General features: G+C 50.5%; 15 protein-coding genes. 12 read left to right on the plus strand and 3 right to left on the minus strand.

Annotated elements, in window-relative coordinates:
• The first annotated feature begins 285 nt into the window (after positions 1–285).
• From mreB to tldD, 7 genes are all read left to right on the plus strand, one after another.
• Entirely contained in the window at positions 286–1,329 is a 1,044-nt protein-coding gene (gene mreB / locus DY231_RS02265) for a rod shape-determining protein MreB (protein ID WP_034498906.1), read from the plus strand.
• 67 nt (positions 1,330–1,396) lie between these two features.
• Complete coding sequence (gene mreC / locus DY231_RS02270; RefSeq protein WP_115627129.1) at positions 1,397–2,422, plus strand: rod shape-determining protein MreC; 1,026 nt, start codon at positions 1,397–1,399, stop codon at positions 2,420–2,422.
• On the plus strand, positions 2,422–2,910 hold the full coding sequence (gene mreD, locus DY231_RS02275) for a rod shape-determining protein MreD (RefSeq protein ID WP_034498903.1): 489 nt from the start codon (positions 2,422–2,424) through the stop codon (positions 2,908–2,910). The genes mreC and mreD overlap by 1 nt, the downstream gene beginning before the upstream one ends.
• 8 nt (positions 2,911–2,918) lie before the next feature.
• The gene (locus DY231_RS02280) at positions 2,919–3,512 is read left to right on the plus strand and encodes a Maf family protein (RefSeq protein WP_115627130.1); all 594 of its coding nucleotides are present in this window, start codon (positions 2,919–2,921) and stop codon (positions 3,510–3,512) included.
• Positions 3,502–4,971, plus strand: coding sequence for a ribonuclease G (gene rng / locus DY231_RS02285; RefSeq protein ID WP_034498898.1), 1,470 nt, complete (start codon positions 3,502–3,504; stop codon positions 4,969–4,971). The genes DY231_RS02280 and rng overlap by 11 nt, the downstream gene beginning before the upstream one ends.
• Before the next feature lie 59 nt (positions 4,972–5,030).
• On the plus strand, positions 5,031–8,831 hold the full coding sequence (yhdP, locus tag DY231_RS02290; protein WP_115627131.1) for an AsmA2 domain-containing protein YhdP: 3,801 nt from the start codon (positions 5,031–5,033) through the stop codon (positions 8,829–8,831).
• A 74-nt stretch (positions 8,832–8,905) separates the two neighbouring features.
• On the plus strand, positions 8,906–10,351 hold the full coding sequence (gene tldD, locus DY231_RS02295) for a metalloprotease TldD (protein ID WP_034498895.1): 1,446 nt from the start codon (positions 8,906–8,908) through the stop codon (positions 10,349–10,351).
• Between the two features lie 68 nt (positions 10,352–10,419).
• Here the strand turns inward: tldD and aaeR are convergent, their stop codons facing one another.
• Positions 10,420–11,361, minus strand: coding sequence for an HTH-type transcriptional activator AaeR (aaeR, locus tag DY231_RS02300; protein ID WP_115627132.1), 942 nt, complete (start codon positions 11,359–11,361; stop codon positions 10,420–10,422).
• Positions 11,362–11,520: 159 nt separating this feature from the next.
• Between aaeR and aaeX the strand changes: the two genes are divergently transcribed.
• From aaeX to DY231_RS02325, 5 genes are all read left to right on the plus strand, one after another.
• Positions 11,521–11,724 (plus strand): p-hydroxybenzoic acid efflux pump operon protein AaeX, encoded by a 204-nt coding sequence (aaeX, locus tag DY231_RS02305; protein ID WP_034498893.1) that lies wholly within the window; start codon positions 11,521–11,523, stop codon positions 11,722–11,724.
• A 28-nt stretch (positions 11,725–11,752) separates the two neighbouring features.
• On the plus strand, positions 11,753–12,664 hold the full coding sequence (aaeA, locus tag DY231_RS02310; protein WP_370511344.1) for a p-hydroxybenzoic acid efflux pump subunit AaeA: 912 nt from the start codon (positions 11,753–11,755) through the stop codon (positions 12,662–12,664).
• A gap of 12 nt (positions 12,665–12,676) precedes the next feature.
• A complete protein-coding gene (gene aaeB / locus DY231_RS02315; protein WP_115627134.1) occupies positions 12,677–14,638 on the plus strand; it encodes a p-hydroxybenzoic acid efflux pump subunit AaeB in 1,962 nt (653 codons plus the stop codon).
• A gap of 74 nt (positions 14,639–14,712) precedes the next feature.
• Positions 14,713–16,167 carry an NAD-dependent succinate-semialdehyde dehydrogenase gene (locus DY231_RS02320; protein WP_115627135.1) on the plus strand — a complete coding sequence of 485 codons (1,455 nt, stop codon included), beginning with the start codon at positions 14,713–14,715 and terminating at the stop codon, positions 16,165–16,167.
• Between the two features lie 33 nt (positions 16,168–16,200).
• A complete protein-coding gene (locus DY231_RS02325; protein ID WP_115627136.1) occupies positions 16,201–16,473 on the plus strand; it encodes a barstar family protein in 273 nt (90 codons plus the stop codon).
• Positions 16,474–16,541: 68 nt separating this feature from the next.
• Here DY231_RS02325 and yhcN (DY231_RS02330) read toward each other — a convergent pair whose 3' ends face one another.
• Entirely contained in the window at positions 16,542–16,808 is a 267-nt protein-coding gene (gene yhcN / locus DY231_RS02330) for a peroxide/acid stress response protein YhcN (RefSeq protein ID WP_034498889.1), read from the minus strand.
• Positions 16,809–16,924: 116 nt separating this feature from the next.
• Positions 16,925–17,188 carry a peroxide/acid stress response protein YhcN gene (gene yhcN, locus DY231_RS02335; protein ID WP_115627137.1) on the minus strand — a complete coding sequence of 88 codons (264 nt, stop codon included), beginning with the start codon at positions 17,186–17,188 and terminating at the stop codon, positions 16,925–16,927.
• Positions 17,189–17,543 lie beyond the last annotated feature (355 nt).

Here is a 17,543-nt window from a genome sequence, read left to right on the forward strand (position 1 = left end):
CGTAGAATAACGCGCGCTGCATCTCAAGGGGGCGACTATGCCTGCTGACCAGATTGTTGAAGCACGAAATGAACCCAGTTTGCTACCCAGCACTGTTCGTTTAACCCACAGCGTTTGTTTATTTCCTCTGCAGTTGAGGATAAACGTGCCTAAGGTGTTACAGTCGTAGTGAATTGCACAATTTTTCACCATTGCAGAACATTTTTGCGCCTTGTCGCTGCAATGAGTGGTTGGTAAAGTAAGCGGATTTTGTTTCCGCCCCAGCTTTCAGGATTATCCCTTAGTATGTTGAAAAAATTTCGTGGCATGTTTTCCAATGACCTGTCCATTGACCTGGGTACCGCGAATACCCTGATTTATGTAAAAGGACAAGGCATCGTATTGAATGAGCCATCGGTCGTGGCCATTCGCCAGGATCGTGCCGGTTCACCTAAAAGTGTTGCGGCCGTAGGCCATGATGCTAAACAGATGCTGGGTCGTACCCCTGGCAACATCGCAGCTATCCGTCCGATGAAAGATGGCGTTATCGCCGATTTCTTCGTGACCGAAAAAATGCTGCAACACTTCATTAAACAAGTGCATAGCAACAGCTTTATGCGCCCAAGCCCGCGCGTTTTGGTGTGTGTGCCAGTCGGCGCAACTCAGGTTGAGCGTCGTGCAATCCGTGAATCCGCTCAAGGCGCTGGTGCTCGTGAAGTCTTCTTGATTGAAGAGCCAATGGCTGCGGCTATCGGTGCTGGCCTGCCGGTTTCTGAAGCCACCGGTTCTATGGTTGTGGATATCGGTGGTGGTACCACTGAAGTTGCCGTTATCTCTCTGAACGGTGTGGTTTACTCCTCTTCCGTTCGTATTGGTGGTGACCGCTTTGATGAAGCCATCATTAATTATGTGCGCCGTAACTACGGTTCACTGATTGGTGAAGCAACCGCTGAACGTATCAAACACGAAATCGGTTCTGCTTACCCAGGCGATGAAGTGCTTGAAATCGAAGTGCGTGGTCGTAACCTGGCTGAGGGTGTTCCACGCGGCTTTACCCTGAATTCCAATGAAATCCTCGAAGCCCTGCAAGAGCCATTGACGGGGATCGTGAGTGCGGTGATGGTTGCACTGGAGCAGTGTCCACCAGAACTGGCGTCAGATATCTCTGAGCGCGGTATGGTTCTGACCGGTGGCGGCGCATTGCTGCGTAACCTCGACCGTCTGCTGATGGAAGAAACAGGCATTCCGGTAGTAGTTGCAGAAGATCCATTGACTTGTGTAGCCCGTGGCGGCGGCAAGGCACTGGAGATGATCGACATGCACGGCGGCGACTTGTTCAGCGAAGAGTAATCAGCCGCACGTAAGGGGCAGTCATCAAGACTGCCCTTTCTTGCTGGCCCTGGAATACGCATAGCCTATGAAGCCAATTTTTAGCCGTGGCCCTTCGTTACAGTTTCGCCTGATTTTGGCGGTGCTGGTGGCGATTGGTGTAATGATTGCCGATAGTCGCCTGGGTACGTTCAGTCAGATTCGAACGTATATGGATACTGCCGTCAGCCCTTTCTATTTTGTCTCAAATGGTCCCCGTGAATTGCTCGACAGCGTCTCGCAAACACTGGCATCACGCGACCAGCTAGAACTCGAAAATCGTGCACTGCGTCAGGAGTTGATCCTGAAAAACAGCGAATTACTGATGATGGGTCAATATCGTCAGGAAAACGCACGCCTGCGCGAACTGCTTGGCTCACCGTTGCGTCAGGACGAGCAAAAAATGGTGACACAGGTTATCTCAACCGTTAACGATCCTTACAGTGACCAGGTGGTTATTGATAAAGGCAGCGTCAACGGGGTTTATGAAGGCCAGCCTGTCATTAGTGATAAAGGCGTTGTTGGGCAGGTTGTCGCGGTAGCGAAACTCACCAGCCGCGTTTTGCTGATCTGCGATGCGACCCATGCGCTACCCATTCAGGTTCTGCGTAATGATATTCGTATTATTGCGGCGGGTAACGGCTGCACTGACGATCTGCAACTGGAACATTTGCCTGCTAACACTGACATCCGCGTAGGCGATGTGTTGGTGACGTCGGGCTTGGGTGGTCGCTTCCCGGAAGGTTATCCTGTGGGTGTCGTTTCTTCGGTGAAACTTGATACTCAACGTGCTTACACCGTGATTCAGGCACGCCCAACCGCTGGTTTGCAACGTCTGCGTTATCTGTTGCTGTTATGGGGAGCGGATCGCGAAGGGAAAACCCCGATGCCGCCGGATGAAGTGCATCGTGTTGCCAATGAGCGTTTGATGCAAATGATGCCGCAGGTTTTACCTCCAGCTGATTCTGTTGGCCCGCCAGCTCCGGCCCCTGTACCACCTCCGGCAACGGGAGTGGTACAGACTCCTGCGGTGAACTCCGGTTCTCCTGCTCCTGCGACCCAGGGAGGGCAGTAGTGGGAAGTTATCGTAGCCAGGGGCGTTGGGTAATCTGGCTCTCTTTCCTTATCGCCTTGCTATTACAAGTCATGCCCTGGCCTGACGATTTGAAAGTCTATCGTCCGGACTGGGTTTTACTGATCCTGCTGTACTGGATACTGGCATTGCCGCACCGCGTAAATGTGGGCACAGGTTTTGTGGTGGGTGCCATACTGGATCTGATCAGTGGTTCCACCCTTGGCGTGCGGGCGTTGTCTCTGAGCATCGTTGCTTATCTGGTGGCGTTGAAATATCAGCTATTCCGTAATCTGGCGCTTTGGCAACAGGCTCTGGTCGTAATGCTGTTGTCGCTGATGACGGATGTCATTGTTTTCTGGTCTGAATTTTTAGTCATCAACGTCTCTTTCCGTCCGGAAATCTTCTGGAGTAGTGTCGTGAATGGCGTGCTCTGGCCATGGATTTTCTTGCTGATGCGTAAAATTCGCCAACAATTTGCTGTGCAATAGGATTTAACATGACATCTTTGTATCTTGCATCGGGTTCCCCACGTCGTCAGGAGCTTCTGACGCAGTTGGGCGTCTCATTTGAGCGCATTATTACCGATGTTGAAGAACAACGACTGAATCATGAAAGCGCGCAACAATATGTTGTACGCCTGGCGCGTGATAAAGCGCGTGCGGGCGTGGCGCTTGCACCCCGTGATTTACCGGTTTTGGGTGCAGATACTATTGTTATCTACAACGGCAACGTGCTGGAAAAGCCTAAAGATGAACAACATGCAGTTTCGATGCTGCGAATGTTGTCCGGCAACCAGCATCAAGTCATGACGGCAGTAGCGCTGGCAGATAGTGAATCGTTGCTGGATTGTCTGGTGACGACTGAAGTGACATTTCGTGCATTATCAGAACAAGATATCGCCGGTTACGTTGCCAGCGGTGAACCTATGGATAAAGCAGGGGCATACGGTATTCAAGGGCTTGGTGGCTGTTTTGTCAGGAAGATTAATGGCAGCTATCATGCAGTAGTCGGCTTACCGCTAGTTGAAACCTATGAATTGCTGAGTAATTTTCACGCATTGCGTGATGGACGAGGAAAACATGACGGCTGAATTATTAGTCAACGTGACCCCATCGGAAACTCGGGTGGCTTACATTGATGGTGGAATACTGCAAGAGATTCATATTGAACGCGAAGCTCGTCGCGGGATCGTAGGGAATATCTACAAAGGTCGTGTTAGCCGGGTGCTTCCGGGGATGCAGGCGGCATTTGTAGATATTGGCCTTGATAAGGCAGCGTTTCTCCACGCTTCTGACATCATGCCGCATACCGAATGTGTGGCAGGTGAAGAGCGAAAAAACTTCACAGTACGTGACATCTCAGAATTAGTTCGTCAGGGCCAGGATTTAATGGTGCAAGTGGTGAAAGACCCGCTGGGCACCAAAGGCGCACGTCTGACAACTGACATCACGCTGCCTTCCCGTTATTTGGTCTTTATGCCGGGCGCTTCGCACGTGGGTGTTTCTCAGCGTATTGAAAGCGAAGCCGAACGTGAGCGCCTGAAGCGCGTCGTTAATGCCTATTGTGACGAACAAGGCGGGTTCATTATTCGTACCGCGGCTGAAGGCGTCTGTGAAGACGATTTAGCGTCAGATGCGGCATATTTAAAGCGTGTCTGGACGAAAGTCAGCGAGCGCAAAAAGCGTAACAAAACCCGCTGCCAGCTTTACGGTGAATTGGCGCTGGCACAGCGTGTGCTGCGTGATTTTGCCGATGCGGCACTCGACCGTATTCGCGTCGACTCCCGTCTGACTTACGACATGCTGCTGGAATTCACCGCAGAATACATGCCGGAAATGCACGAAAAAATTGAACACTACAGCGGTCGTCAGCCTATTTTTGACTTGTTTGACGTTGAGAACGAAATTCAGCGCGCGCTGGAACGTAAAGTTGAACTGAAATCTGGCGGCTATTTAGTTATCGATCAAACGGAAGCGATGACCACCGTTGATATCAACACCGGCGCTTTTGTCGGCCATCGTAATCTTGACGATACTATTTTCAACACCAACATCGAAGCGACTCAGGCGATTGCCCGCCAGTTACGTTTGCGTAATCTGGGCGGCATTATCATTATTGATTTCATCGATATGAGTAATGAAGATCATCGCCGACGTGTACTGCATTCGCTTGAACAGGCGCTGAGCAAAGACCGGGTCAAAACCAGTATTAATGGTTTTTCACAGCTTGGTCTGGTTGAGATGACGCGCAAACGTACTCGTGAAAGCGTTGAACATGTGCTTTGCAATGACTGTCCAACCTGCCATGGGCGCGGCACCGTGAAAACGGTCGAGACAGTCTGCTATGAAATTATGCGTGAAATCGTGCGTGTGCATCATGCTTATGATTCCGATCGTTTCCTGGTTTATGCATCACCTGCCGTAGGGGAAGCGCTGAAAAGCGAAGAGTCCCATTCGCTGGCAGAAGTGGAAATTTTTGTCGGTAAACAAGTCAAAGTGCAGATCGAGCCGCTCTATAATCAGGAGCAGTTCGACGTTGTTATGATGTAACTCGCTGCACGGATAGTGCAGTTTTGAGTTCCGCCCCGGCGGTAGATAAGGAGATATACGTGAGGCGACTGCCCGGCATTTTGCTATTCACTGGCGCTACGCTTATCGTTATCGTCGCACTGCTGGTGAGTGGTCTGCGGCTGGTTTTGCCGCATCTCGATGCCTGGCGGCCAGCGCTACTCGATAAAATCGAAGCCATGACAGGCACGCCTGTCGATGCCAGCCAGATAAAAGCAAGCTGGGAGAATTACGGCCCAACACTCGATGTGCGCGATATCAAAGCGGGCCTGAAAGACGGCGGCGAAATGAGCGTAAAACGCGTCACGTTAGCGCTCGATCTCTGGCAAAGCCTGCTGCATGCGCGTTGGCAATTTCGCGATCTCACTTTTTATCAATTGCAGCTGCGCACCAACACGCCGCTGAGCCAAAACAAAAGCGACAGTAAATTCGAACCAGGTCAAATCAGCGATCTCTTTTTACGCCAGTTCGATCACTTTGATCTACGTGACAGCTCGCTGAGTTTCTTGACCCTTTCCGGCCAACGCGCCGAACTCGCTATTCCACAACTCACCTGGCTAAACACAAAAAATCGCCACCGCGCAGAAGGGCTTGTGAGCTTGTCGAGCTTTACGGGTCAACACGGCCTGGCAAAAGTGCGTATGGATTTGCGTGACGAAAATGGTTTGCTGAATATTGGCAAGGTCTGGTTGCAGGCTGATAACGTCGACGTGAAACCGTGGCTTGGCCGCTGGATGAAAGACAATGTCGATTTGCAAACCGCTGAATTCACTCTTGAAGCCTGGATGGATATCAAAGATGGAGACATTTCCGGGGGCAACGTCTGGCTGAAACAAGGCGGCGCAAGTTGGGCGGGGAAAAGCACTTCGCATCAGTTGTCTGTTGATAATTTAATGGCCCACGTTAATCGTTCTGACGCGGGCTGGAACCTTGCTGTTCCTTCCACAAATATCACTCTTGATGGCAAAACCTGGCCAAAAGGCTCGCTCGCCCTGGCGTGGATTGCTCCGCAGAATGTCGGCGGGAAAGAAAGCACCCGCAGTGACGAATTGCGCATTCGTGCAACAAACATGGAGCTGGAAAGTTTCACTGGCTTGCTGCCTATCGCTGAGAAAATTTCACCAGACCTGGGCGAGATTTGGACCATACTGAAACCGCGCGGACATATAGACGTGCTGGCGGTTGATATTCCTCTCCAACAAACCGAAAACACGCGTATGCAAGGGCGCTGGAAAGAGGTCAGCTGGAACCAATGGAAGATGTTACCGGGCGTTGAGCATTTCTCCGGATCGATAACAGGAAGCGTTGGGCACGGGCAACTGAATGCGCAGGTTCTTGATGCCAAAATGCCCTATGAAGGTGTGTTCCGCGCACCGCTGGAAATTGAACGTGGTGTCGCAACGCTTGAATGGCAGAAAAATGTCGAAGGTTTTCAGCTTGATGGCAAAAACCTTGATGTTAAAGCACGCTCGGTTTGGGCTGCGGGTGATTTCCGTTATTACCAGCCGAAGGATGGCGATCCTTGGTTAGGCATTCTGGCTGGAATCAGCACGCATAATGGCGCAGATGCCTGGCGTTATTTCCCAGAAAACCTGATGGGCAAAGAGCTGGTGGATTACCTCAGTGGCGCCATTCAGGGTGGTGAAGCGGATAACGCGACGCTGGTCTACGGTGGCAACCCGCATCTTTTCCCTTACTTGCACAACGAAGGCCAGTTTGAAGTCTACGTTCCACTGCGTAATGCAAAGTTTGCCTTCCAGCCGGACTGGCCTGCATTAGAAAACCTGAATATTACTCTCGATTTCATTAACGACGGTCTGTGGATGAAATCTGATGAAGTGAAACTGGGTGGCGTGACCGGGCGTAACCTTACGGCGATTATCCCGGATTACTCTAAAGAAAAGCTGTTGATTGATTCTGATATCAGCGGCCCAGGGAGTGCGGTTGGCCCGTACTTCAAAGACACGCCTCTTAAAGATTCGTTATCAGCCGCTCTTGATGAACTCCAGATTGGAGGCGATGTGAATGCTCGCTTACATCTGGATATTCCGCTTGATGGCACCATGACAACGGCAAAAGGCGATGTTCAGCTCAACAACAATACTTTGTTGATAAAACCGCTATCCAGCACCCTGAGCAATCTGACGGGCAAGTTCAGCTTTGTGAATGGCGACCTGAACAGCGAACCGCTGAAAGCGACGTGGTTTAATCAGCCTGTAACTATTGATTTTAATACCAAAACGGGTGACAAGGATTACCAGATTGGGGTTAATTTACTGGGCGACTGGCAGCCAACAAAAATGGGCATTTTGCCTGAGCCTATCAATAAAGAGTTGAGCGGTAACATTCCATGGAAAGGTGATGTTGCGATAAAACTCCCTTACCGTGGTCAGGCAACTTATCAGGTCAATGTCGATGCGGATCTGAAAAATGTAAGTAGTCACTTACCTGCACCTGTCGATAAAGCAGCAGGCCAGCCTCAGCCGTTGAAAGTCGCGGTAAAAGGCGACCTGAATAGCTTTAATCTGACCGGTAGTGCTGGTGCGAAAAATCATTTTTCCAGCCGTTGGTTGCTCAATAAAAAGCTCACGCTTGATCGGGCTATTTGGGCTTCAAATAGCCAGACTACCCCGCCTTTGCCTGAGAATTCAGGGCTGGAACTCGATCTTCCGGCGATGAACGGTGCGCAGTGGCTGGCGCTGTTTAGCCAGGGAGCCGCTGATAGCGTCGGTAATTCAGCCTCATTCCCGACGAATGTCACCTTGCGAACCCCGTCTTTGACGCTTGGCGGCCAGCAGTGGAACAACCTGAGTCTGGTTTCTCACGCAATACCCGGCGGCACGCGTGTTGAAGCGCAAGGCCGCGAAGTGAATGGCTCTCTGACGATGCAAGATAATGCACCGTGGAGGGCAGCCATCAAGTATCTCTATTTCAACCCTGACTGGAATAGCGGCTCCACCAAATCAGCCAGCCATCCTCTCCTTGATGAACGTGGTTCAATTGATTTCCGGTCCTGGCCTGATGTGCAACTGCGTTGCGCTGAATGCTGGTTGATGGGGCAAAAATTTGGACGCATGGAAGCTGACTTCGCGTTCAAAGGGAACACCCTGGAATTAGAGAATGGTTTAGTGGACACCGGATTTGCGAGGCTCACCGGTACGGGGCAATGGGTTAATAGCCCGGATGAAGAACGTACCTCTATAAAAGGTAAACTTCATGGCGGCAAACTGGATGCCGCGACTAACTTCTTCGGCGTGAAAACACCGATTCAAGGTTCGTCGTTCGACGTCGATTATGATTTGCACTGGCGCGATAAACCCTGGCAGCCAGATGTGGCGACATTAAACGGTATCCTGCACGCCAAATTAGGCAAGGGTCAGATTGCAGATCTCGGCACGGGGCATGCCGGTCAATTATTGCGTCTGGTCAGTGTCGATGCGTTGATGCGCAAACTGCGTTTTGACTTCAGCGATACTTTCGGAGATGGCTTCTACTTCGACTCGATTCGCAGCACGGCGTGGATTAAAGACGGTCAGTTACACAGCGACGATACGCTGGTGGATGGTCTGGAAGCGGATATCGGCTTGAAAGGTTCTGTGGATTTGGTTCGACGCCGTCTTGATGTCGAAGCGGTTGTGGCACCTGAAATTTCCGCGACAGTCGGCGTTGCGACTGCCTTTGTAGTTAACCCAATTATTGGGGCTGCGGTGTTTGCAGCCAGTAAAGTGTTGGGGCCGCTATGGAGTAAAATCTCCGTGCTGCGCTACCACATCACCGGTCCAGTAGACCAACCGCAAATCAATGAAGTGCTTCGCCAGCCAAGGGTTAACGACGCTAAGTGATTTGACGCGGACGGCTAATTGCCGCAAGCTCAATAGATATCTCCAATCGATAGACAAATAAGAGTAGCGAAACGATGAGTCTGAACCTGGTAAGTGAGCAGTTGCTGTCTGCGAATGGCTTAACCCATCAAGATCTTTTTTCCATTTTGGGACAATTGTCCGAGCGTCGTCTCGACTATGGCGATCTCTATTTCCAGTCCAGTTATCACGAATCCTGGGTGCTGGAAGACCGCATCATTAAAGATGGCTCTTATAACATCGATCAAGGTGTTGGCGTGCGTGCCGTTAGCGGCGAGAAAACCGGTTTTGCTTATGCCGACCAGGTCAGTCTTTTAGCGCTGGAACAAAGTGCTCATGCTGCGCGAAGCATTGTGCAGGAAAAAGGGAATGGTCGCGTTCAGACTTTAGGTGCGGTGCAACATAGCGCGCTTTATACCAGTGCAGATCCGCTGCAAAGCATGACGCGTGAAGAGAAGCTCGACATCCTGAAACGTGTTGATAGCGTGGCTCGTGCGGCAGATAAGCGCGTTCAGGAAGTCACGGCCAGCCTGACAGGCGTCTATGAATTGATTCTGGTAGCGGCCACTGACGGCACTCTGGCGGCAGATGTTCGCCCTTTGGTACGACTTTCTGTCAGTGTTCAGGTTGAAGATAACGGCAAACGCGAGCGCGGTTCTAGCGGCGGCGGCGGTCGTTTCGGTTATGAATTTTTCCTTGAAACCATTGATGGCGAAGTTCGCGCTGACGCCTGGGCGAAAGAAGCTGTGCGCATGGCGCTGGTGACTCTTTCTGCCGTCGCAGCTCCAGCCGGGATGTTCCCGGTGGTGCTTGGCGCAGGCTGGCCAGGCGTTCTGCTGCATGAGGCGGTAGGCCACGGTTTAGAAGGTGATTTTAACCGTCGCGGGACTTCCGTATTCAGCGGTCAGATGGGCCAGTTGGTCGCTTCTGAACTGTGTACCGTTGTTGATGATGGCACCATGGCAAACCGCCGTGGTTCAGTCGCCATTGACGACGAAGGCGTTCCGGGTCAATACAATGTGTTGATTGAAAACGGTGTGCTGAAAGGCTACATGCAGGACAAACTCAATGCTCGCCTGATGGGTGTTGCGCCAACGGGCAATGGTCGTCGCGAATCTTACGCACACTTGCCAATGCCGCGCATGACTAACACCTACATGCTGGCCGGTAAGTCGACGCCGCAAGAGATCATTGAATCCGTGGAATACGGTATTTATGCCCCGAACTTTGGCGGCGGGCAGGTTGATATCACATCCGGTAAGTTTGTGTTCTCAACATCCGAAGCGTATCTCATTGAAAATGGCAAAGTCACAACGCCAGTTAAAGGTGCAACGCTGATTGGCTCTGGCATCGAAACCATGCAGCAGATTTCGATGGTCGGTAATGACCTGGCACTGGATAACGGCGTCGGTGTGTGCGGCAAAGAAGGGCAGAGTTTGCCTGTCGGTGTCGGCCAGCCAACGCTTAAAGTCGATAACCTGACGGTTGGCGGCACAGCGTAATACTCTTGTTTCGATAGTCATAACCAGCCGGGTTTATCCCGGCTGTTTGACTTTCAACCTCGCCCATTTTATCCCACATCTTTACCGCGTCCTTTGTTGTCGCGTACCCCTTGATAAAGATGCGAAACCTTCACGAAATACTCGGTCAGGTAGTTAATACAAACCTGTACTTTCAGAGGCAGCTTATCTTTTTCGGTATACAGTGCGTACACCGGACGAGGATCGGATTGATAGCTCGGCATTAAGATCTCAAGCGTCCCTTCATTGATCTCATCGATCACCCACATCAGCGGAACGTAAGCGATCCCGGCACCTATTTTTAACCAACGGCTTAAGGTCATGGGATCGTTTGTGACAAACCGGCCTTGCGGGATCATGCGCGTGGTGAGGCCTTCCGGGGCGATCAATTCAAATTCATTGTGCGGGCGAATGCTGTATTCAAGCCAGGAATGACTGGCAAGATCGGCGGGCTTTTCTGGCGTGCCGTTTTGTTGCAGATAACTTTTCGCGGCACAAATTACCATCGGCATCGATCCGAGGCGTGTGGAGAACAGGCTTGAATCCTGCAACGCACCGACACGAATAACGACGTCCAGACCATCGGCAATTAAGTCAGGGGCTGGAATGCCCGTCACCAGGTTTACCGTTAATTCCGGGTACTCTTTAAGCATGTCAGCGGTCATGGACGCGAGGACATTTTGTGCCATAGTTGAAGAACTGCCGATACGTAGCGTGCCGATGGGCGTGTTGTTGAAAGCATAAAGCTGCTCATGCACGGCTTGCGCTTCATGCAGCATTTTACGGCAGCCAAGAAAGTATATTTTACCGGCTTCGGTTAGCCCAATGCTGCGTGTGCTGCGGTTTAGCAACTTTACTTGCAGCTCGTCTTCGAGTTTTGAAACCGTTTGGCTGATGGACGATACGCTCATTTCTAGCTGTCTGGCCGCGGCGGTAAAAGAGCCAAGCTCGACAACTTTGGCGAAAACCGACATGCGCTTAAGTCTTTCCATTGTTCACTCTGAGTGAAAAGTGATTTAGATCACAGATTATAGATAACGGGCTAACTATTGCGGTAATATATTATTAACAACACGACCCGTATCATTCGTTAGCTCAGCATTCCTGGCTGTCCCAGGGTTTGTGTCTTCTGTATTTTCTGCAAGGTTAACATGAGTCTATTTCCCGTTATCGTGATATTCGGTCTTTCTTTTCCGCCGATATTCTTCGAGCTGATTTTATCGCTGGCGTTGTTCTGGTTGGTTCGCCGTCTGCTGACTCCGACGGGAATTTATGATTTTGTCTGGCACCCGGCATTATTTAACACAGCACTTTATTGCTGCCTGTTTTATCTGATCTCGCGCCTGTTTGTTTGAGGTTGATGTGAAAGCACTTACAACAAAAATGATCCGCACTGCCATCACACTAATTCTGGTGCTGCTGGCTTTCATCGCTATCTACCGCGCCTGGGTGTTTTATACCGAATCACCGTGGACGCGTGACGCCCGCTTTACCGCAGACGTTGTCGCGATTGCACCCGATGTCTCCGGCTTAATTACCGATGTGAAGGTCCACGACAACCAGCTGGTGAAGAAAGATCAAATTCTCTTCACTATCGATCAGCCCCGTTATCAGAAAGCATTAGAACAAGCTCAAGCCGATGTTTCTTACTTCCAGGTTTTAGCTGGCGAGAAGCGCCGTGAAGCCGGGCGTCGTAATTCATTAGGCACGCAGGCAATGTCGCGTGAAGAAATCGAACAGTCCAACAATGTGCTTCAGACGGTTTTGCATCAGTTAGCCAAAGCTGAAGCAACCCGTGATTTAGCCGAACTGGACTTGCAACGTACCATCATTCGCGCACCAGCAGAAGGTTGGGTAACTAACCTGAATGTGTATACCGGTGAGTTTATTACCCGTGGCTCAACCGCTGTGGCGCTGGTCAAACGAGGCTCTTTCTACATTCTTGCCTACATGGAAGAAACCAAGCTTGACGGTATTCGCCCAGGTTACCGGGTGCAAATCACACCGCTTGGCAGCAATCGTGTATTACGTGGAACGGTCGATAGCCTTTCTGCCGGTGTGACCAATGCCAGTAGCACCAGAGACAGCAAAGGTATGGCGACTGTTGATTCCAATCTCGAATGGGTACGTCTGGCGCAACGTGTGCCGGTACGCATTCACCTTGATGAGCAACAGGCAAATCTCTATCCCGCCGGGACAACGGCAACCGTCGTGGTAACAGGGGATAAAGACAGAAATACTGACCACGAATCGGTATTCATTAAACTCATGCATCGTTTGCGTGAGTTCGGTTAAGCGTAGGTCGATATGTATTATATTTCGCGGTTACATTTGCGCTTCGCTTTCAAACTGGCTTTTGCCATCGTGCTGGCGCTATGGGTAGGGTTTCATTTTGAACTGGAAACCCCGCGCTGGGCGGTGCTGACGTCAGTGTTGGTCGCCGCCGGGCCTGCTTTTGCGGCGGGCGGTGAACCCTATTCTGGAGCGATTCGCTATCGCGGAATGCTGCGTATTGTCGGCACATTTATTGGTTGTTTCGCCGCGTTATTCATCATCACGACACTGATCCGTGCCCCCGTCGTTATGTTGCTGGTGTGCTGTATCTGGGCCGGATTTTGCACCTGGATTTCCTCACTAGTTAAAGTCGAAAACTCCTATGCCTGGGGTCTGGCGGGCTACACCGCGCTGATTATTATTGTCACCATTCAAGCCAATCCTCTGGTGGCGCCGCAGTTTGCCGTTGAGCGATGCAGTGAAATTGTCATTGGTATTGTTTGTGCCATTATTGCCGACTTAATTTTCTCCCCGCGTTCGATTAAAAAAGAAATCGATCGTCAACTTGATAGCCTGTTAGTGGATCATTACCGCCTGATGCAGTTGTGTATTGCGCATGGCGATAAAGAAGAGGTCGATAAGGCCTGGGCAAGCCTGGTTCAGCGCACCACTGTGATTGAAGGAATGCGCGATAACCTGAAAATTGAATCTGCTCGCTGGGGACGCGCGAACCGTCGCCTGAAAGCACTGAATGCGGTTTCTCTGGCCTTGATTACGCAAGCGTGTGAAACCTTCCTGATTCAAAATACGCGCCCTGAATTTGTCACCCCTGAATTTCGCGAGTTATTTGAAACGCCGGTAGAAACAGCTGCGGATGTACATCAGCAGTTGAAAGTTATCCGCAAAGTCGTGTCGTTCGCTGGTGAGAAATATACCCCTGTCACCATCCGCAGCTGGGTTAGCGAGGCGACGCGCTATTTAGTGCTGAAACGAGGTGTTATCAGCAATACTCGTATCAATGCGATTGAAGAAGAGATTTTAACCCAGGAAGTTGTGGTCAAAGTGCAGTCTGCTGAAGGTCACCACGCGATGATCAACTTCTGGCGAACCACCATTTCTTGCCTGTTGGGCTGCTTGTTCTGGCTTGCTACCGGTTGGACATCCGGTAGCGGTGCCATGGTCATGATCGCGGTGGTCACATCGCTCGCCATGCGTTTGCCGAACCCTCGCATGGTGGCACTCGATTTTCTCTACGGAATGCTGGTGGCATTGCCGCTGGGGGGACTCTATTTTCTGGTCATCATTCCCGCGACACAGCAAAGTATGGTGCTGCTTTCTATTAGCCTTGCGTTATTGGCGTTCTTTATTGGTATCGAAGTACAGAAACGGCGGTTGGGTTCGATGGGGGCGCTGGCCGGGACAATTAACGTTATCGTGTTAGATAACCCCATGACGTTTCACTTCAATACATTTTTGGATGGCGCGTTGGGGCAAATTATTGGCTGTTTCGTGGCACTGATGGTGATACTCATCATCCGTGATAATTCGAAAGCCCGAACGGGTCGCACACTGTTGAACCAGTTTGTCTCTGCGGCGGTTTCCGCGTTAACAACCAACAAGGCTCGCCGCAAAGAAAACCATCTGCCCGCGCTGTATCAGCAGCTTTTCTTACTGCTGAATATGTTCCCGGGTGATATCCCGCGTTATCGTCTGGCGCTGACATTAATCATTGCTCACCAGCGTCTGCGTGATGCACCGATACCGGTGAATGACGATCTTTCGGCATACCATCGCCAACTGCGTAAGACTGCAGACAAAGTGACTTCGGCCACCAGCGATGACAAGAAGCAGCGTTACTTCAATCAATTGCTGGAGGAACTGGACATCTACCAGGAAAAATTGCGTATCTGGGAGGCGCCGTTACAGGTCACCGAGCCGGTACGACGATTAGCTGAGGTGCTGCATAAATACCAGCACGCATTCATCGCCGCCTGACCCGAGCCGACGCCATGCGTCGGCTTTTTTGTATCTATACTTACCAGATGCCCAATTCATAACAGGAGAAAACTATGACAAATCAGGCACTCCAGGATAGTGAATTATTTAACACCGGTTATCTGGTCAATGGTGAATGGCGCAAACTCAGCGCAACCTTCGATGTTCTCAACCCGGCTTCCGGCGAAGTCGTCGCGAAAGTGGCAAAAGCGGGTAAAAAAGAGGCTGAAGAAGCGATTGCCGCTGCGGCTAAAGCTTTCCCGGCATGGCGTGCAAAAACCGCCAAAGAACGTTCCACCATCCTCTATAAGTGGTTCCAGTTAATTATTGAGAATAAAGCCTGGCTCGGGCGCTTAATGACCACCGAACAAGGCAAACCGTTGAAAGAGGCGGAAGGTGAAGTCGAGTATGCCGCAAGCTTTATCCAGTGGTTTGCCGAGCAGGCCAAGCGGGCAAACGGTGAAATTATTCCTCCTGCGAAACCTGGTTCGCGAATTTTAGCCACCCGGGAACCTATCGGCGTTGTTGCGGCTATTACGCCGTGGAACTTCCCAATGGCAATGCTGACTCGCAAACTCGGCCCGGCGCTTGCCGCGGGTTGTACCGGCGTGATTAAGCCTGCTAATAACACTCCGTTATCTGCATTTGCTTTGCTGGCTCTGGCGAAAAAAGCCGGTGTCCCGGATGGTGTACTCAACGCCGTGGCGGGGAATACGCAAGAAATTAGCGATGCGATTATGGCCAGCCGCGACGTTCGCAAAATTTCATTCACCGGTTCTACCGCCGTGGGAAAAACCCTGGTGCGTAATGCCGCTGAAACAATGAAAAAGGTGTCGATGGAGTTAGGCGGCAATGCGCCGTATATCGTCTTTGAAGACGCCGATATCGACGAAGCAGTGAAAGGGGCTGTCGCGAATAAATTCCGTAATGCAGGCCAGGTCTGCGTTAGCGTTAACCGCTTCTTTATTCAGGAAAAGGTCTACGACCAGTTCGTCAACAAACTCGCGGATGCCGTTAAAGCTCTGAAAGTGGGTAATGGCCTTGAAGAAGGTGTTGTTGTAGGGCCATTAATTGAAAAATCTGCGGTCGATAAAGTCCGTGAACATGTTGAAGATGCGCAGGCGAAGGGCGGAAAAGTGCTGGTAGGCGGGAAGATCCATGAATTGGGTGGCAACTTCTGGCAACCAACAGTGATAGTGGATGCCAACGATGATATGAAACTCGCGCAGGAAGAAACCTTTGGCCCGTTGGCCGCCTGCTTCAGTTTCAAAACGGAAGAAGAAGTGATTGAGCGAGCCAATAACACGCCATTTGGTTTAGCGGCCTATTTCTATACTCAGAATCTGGCTCGCGTATTCCGCGTCTCGCAAGCGATTGAAAGCGGGATGATTGGTATCAACGAATGCGCCGTTTCGACCGAGCTGGGGCCGTTTGGTGGTGTTAAAGAGTCCGGACTGGGTCGGGAAGGTTCCGTGTTAGGTCTGGATGAGTTTCTGGAAGTCAAAACCTTGCATATTGGTGGGCTGTAGTCACCACAATGCGAATGGGTTAGGTGGCAATCTATGAAAAAATACACCTTTGATTTTAGTCAGATAGAAGATCAGCCGGGATTCTATCGCCACTTTATCCAGGTTTTTCAACTTGAGAAAAAACAGGTTCACGATCTCGACAGTTTATGGGATGTAGTCGTTGGAGGCATTTTGCCGCTTCCCATAGAGATTGAATTTGTTCATCTACCAGAAATGCAAAGGCGGCGGTATGGCGCTTTGATTTTGCTTTTTGACGAAGCGGAAGAGGAGCTGGAAGGGCAATTGCGGTTCAACGTGCGTGGCTAACGCTGATTTAAACCCATAAAAAAGCCCCCGCGAGCGGGGGCAAAGTCGCCAGACTTGACGACGAGGGTTTATTTATACAGTTCAGCGGTGGCGTGCCAGGTATCGCCCGAACGTGCTTCGGTAATGCGATAAGCAGAGGCACCTTCCTGAGTCGCTTTCTGTGATAATTCATGACGCATATCCATTGGTGCGCTACCCACCTGGCTTACTGAAATACTGCCCATGGACTGCATGTTTTGAGCTTGTTCGTTAGTGACCTGATGTGCGGCTGCATTAGCGCCGAAAGAGATCACGGAGAAAAGGCTAAGTGCTGCGATGGTTAATTTGGTTTTCATGATGTCTACTCCTGAATAAGTTTTTCAACGACCGGAAGGGCTTAAGTGCATTTATTGTTCTTGGGGTCGTCATTTTGTTTAAACGGTAAATCACTATTATTTATGGCTAACGGCTGTTATTTGTACAGTTCAGCAGTTGCGTGCCATGCATCGCCAGAGCGTGCTTCGGTGATACGGTAAGAAGAAGCACCTTGCTCTTCAGCTTTTTTATTCAACATCTGGTGCATATCCATTGGTGCGCTACCTACCTGGCTTACAGAAATGGAACCCATTGGTTGCAGGTTCTGCGCTTGTTCGGCGTTAATCGAAGTGGCGGCAAAAGCACCAAATGACAGCATTGAAAGCAGGCTAGCGGCAACTACAGTTGATTTCATGTTCATAATTTTTACCTCGTCGTATTCTTTTATTGGGGTCTTCGTTTCGTGACCCTCATCACAAAATCAAGTATACACTAGTCACGCGAAAAATTAATACCCTGCTAACTATTCCCTATGAAACTTTACAATAATAGAGGCTTTTGATATTACGTAAAGTTATTAAAAAGTCGTTTATATTGCTGTTTTAATGTTAAATATAAGTAAAAACAATGAGATGGCAGGCTTTGATTTTTTGTGCGGTTTATCACATAACTGGCTGATGCAAGCGAGATTTAGGCTTAGAAAGAAGGTAAAACCGGGATTTACTGACAATTGATGTGAGCAGAGGGGATTGTTACAGAAGTGTTGTTCCCGTTGT

Origin of the sequence: Buttiauxella agrestis (assembly GCF_900446255.1) — a bacterium.
GTDB classification, from domain to species: domain Bacteria; phylum Pseudomonadota; class Gammaproteobacteria; order Enterobacterales; family Enterobacteriaceae; genus Buttiauxella; species Buttiauxella agrestis.